The sequence below is a fragment of the Streptomyces sp. BR123 genome (assembly GCF_013401435.1).
GTDB lineage: Bacteria > Actinomycetota > Actinomycetes > Streptomycetales > Streptomycetaceae > Streptomyces.
Window position 1 is genome coordinate 1 of sequence record NZ_JACBGN010000519.1, and the last position, 2672, is coordinate 2672.

Below are 2672 nucleotides of genomic sequence, written 5' to 3' on the forward strand. Positions count from 1 at the left end.
GGGGCGGCGGTCGGCGGTGCGGGCTGTGGCGGTGCCGGGTCGGTGCCGGCCCCGGCGAGGGTGTCGAGGATCCCCTCGGCGTACTTGGTGAGCTTCGCCTCGCCGATGCCGCTGATGGTGCCGAGCTCCTCGACGGTGGCGGGCAGCCGCGCCGCGATCTCGCGCAGGGTCGCGTCGTGGAAGACGACGTACGCCGGTACGCCCTGCTCGCGCGCCGTCGCCGCCCGCCAGGCCCGCAGGGCCTCGAAGACCGGTACGGCGGCCGCCGACAGGTCGGCCGGGACGCGCGCGCCCTGCTTCCCGGAGCGTGCCCCGGACTCCTTGCGGGTCCGGCCGGCGGCGGGCGCGGTCTCCTTGCGCAGGAGCACGGTCCGGCGGCCGCCCAGCACCTCGCCGCTGGCGTCCGTCAGCACCAGCGTGCCGTAGTCGCCCTCCACCGCCAGCAGGCCCTGCGCGAGCAGCTGCCGTACGATTCCGCGCCATTCGCCGGCGCCCAGGTCGGCGCCGACGCCGAACACCGACAGCGTGTCGTGGTCGAACTGGATGACCTTGGCCGTCTTCTTGCCCTGGAGGATGTCGATGATCTGGCCGGCGCCGAACTTCTGCCGCCGCTCCCGGGCCAGTCGCCACACCGTCGACAGCAGTTTCTGTGCGGCGACCGTCCCGTCCCAGGACTCGGCCGGGGTCAGGCAGGTGTCGCAGTTGCCGCAGGGGCCGGACTCCTGCCCGAAGTAGGCCAGCAGCCGCACGCGGCGACATTCGACGGTCTCGCACAGGGCGAGCATCGCGTCGAGGTGGGCGGTCAGCGAGCGGCGGTGGGTGTCGTCGCCCTCGGAGCCGTCGATCAGTTTGCGCTGCTGGACGACGTCCTGCAGGCCGTACGCCAGCCAGGCGGTGGCCGGTTCGCCGTCGCGGCCGGCGCGGCCGGTCTCCTGGTAGTAGCCCTCGACGGACTTCGGCAGGTCGAGGTGGGCGACGAAGCGGACGTCGGGCTTGTCGATGCCCATGCCGAAGGCGATGGTGGCGACGACCACGATGCCGTCCTCGCGCAGGAAGCGGGCCTGGTTCGCGGCGCGCGTGGCCGCGTCCATGCCCGCGTGGTAGGCGACGGCGTCGATGCCGTGCTCCACGAGGGAGGCGGCGGTCTTCTCCACGGAGGCCCGGGAGAGGCAGTAGACGACGCCGGCGTCCCCCTCGTGCTCGGTGCGGATCAGGTCCAGCAGCTGCTTGACGGGGTTGTTCTTGGCGGCGATCCGGTACTGGATGTTCGGCCGGTCGAAGCTGGCGACGAAGTGCCGGGCGTCCTGCAGGCCGAGGCGGCCGGCGATCTCGGCGTGCGTGGCCGGGGTGGCCGTGGCCGTCAGGGCGATCCGGGGCACCTTGGGCCAGCGTTCGTGCAGCATCGACAGCGCGAGGTAGTCGGGCCGGAAGTCGTGGCCCCACTGGGCGACGCAGTGCGCCTCGTCGATGGCGAAGACGGAGATCTCGGCGCGGTCGAGGAGCCGTTGGGTGCCCTCGGTGCGCAGCCGCTCGGGGGCCAGGTACAGCAGGTCCAGCTCGCCGGCGAGGAGGAGCTGCTCGACGGTGCGCCGCTCGTCGAGGCCCTGCGTGGAGTTGAGGAAGCCGGCCCGCACCCCGAGCGCGGTCAGCGCGTCCACCTGGTCCTGCATCAGCGCGATCAGCGGCGAGATCACCACGCCGGTGCCGCCTCTGACGAGGGCCGGGATCTGGTAGCAGAGCGACTTGCCGCCGCCGGTGGGCATCAGCACCAGGGCGTCGCCGCCGCCGGCGACGTGCTCGATGATCTCCTTCTGCTCGCCGCGGAAGGAGTCGTACCCGAAGACGCGGTGAAGCACCTGCAGGGCATCGCGGGTCTCGGGGGACGCGTCCGAAAGGGTCATGTCCGGCAGCCTACCGACCTCCGGCGACACCCCGCTCCGCCCTGTGGAAGACCGGGCCCGCCGGACGGTGGCCCCGCGGCCGGTCCGCAGTCGCGGCGGGGCACCACAGGCGGGCCGCGGCGGCGGCCGAGACGGCGGCGACCGCGCCGAGGACGGCGGTGGCGGCCGTCAGACCGGCGGTGGCGCCGACCCAGCCGGCCAGCGGGTAGGTCAGCAGCCAGCAGGCGTGGGAGAGGGAGAACTGGGCGGCGAAGGCCTCGGTGCGCCGCTCGGCCGGGACCGCACGGCGGATGAGCCGGCCGGCGGGGGTGAGCACCAGGGAGCCTCCGGCCCCGAACGCCGCCCACGCGGCCAGCAGGGCGGGCCAGCGCCAGCCGCCGGAGCCGGCCGCGGTCAGGGCTCCGGCGGCGGCGAAGACGGCGGTCAGGCCGAGGGCTCCGCGCAGCATGACCGTGCGGTCGGGGGCCCGGTCGAGGACGCGGGGCAGGAGCAGGGCCACGGCCATGGAGCCGGCCCCGTAGGCGCCGAGGGCGAGGGCGACGTCCCCGGTGGGGCGGCCCAGGTGGTCGCGGACGTGGACGACGGTGTTGACGGTGACGAGCGCGCCGGCCGAGGCCACGGCGAGGTGGAGCAGCAGCAGGGCGCGCAGCTGCGGGGTGGCGAGGAAGACCCGCGCACCCGCGGTGGCGGCCGCGTACAGCCGCCGCCCGCGCCGGGCTGCACCGGGCTCCCCGCCTGCACCGGACCCGGCCCCGCAGCCCTGCACCCCGG

The 2672-nt window shown here is 75.0% G+C and carries 2 protein-coding genes; both read right to left on the bottom strand.

All coding sequences use genetic code 11. From position 1 onward, the window contains the following. Window positions 1-1901: DNA helicase RecQ (gene recQ / locus HYE82_RS35810; protein WP_179178404.1), on the bottom strand; the 1901-nt coding region annotated here is incomplete at its 3' end. Between the two features lie 10 nt (window positions 1902-1911). Then, window positions 1912-2672, bottom strand: a 761-nt coding sequence (locus HYE82_RS35815; RefSeq protein ID WP_179178405.1) for an MFS transporter, incomplete at its 5' end; no start/stop codon positions are given.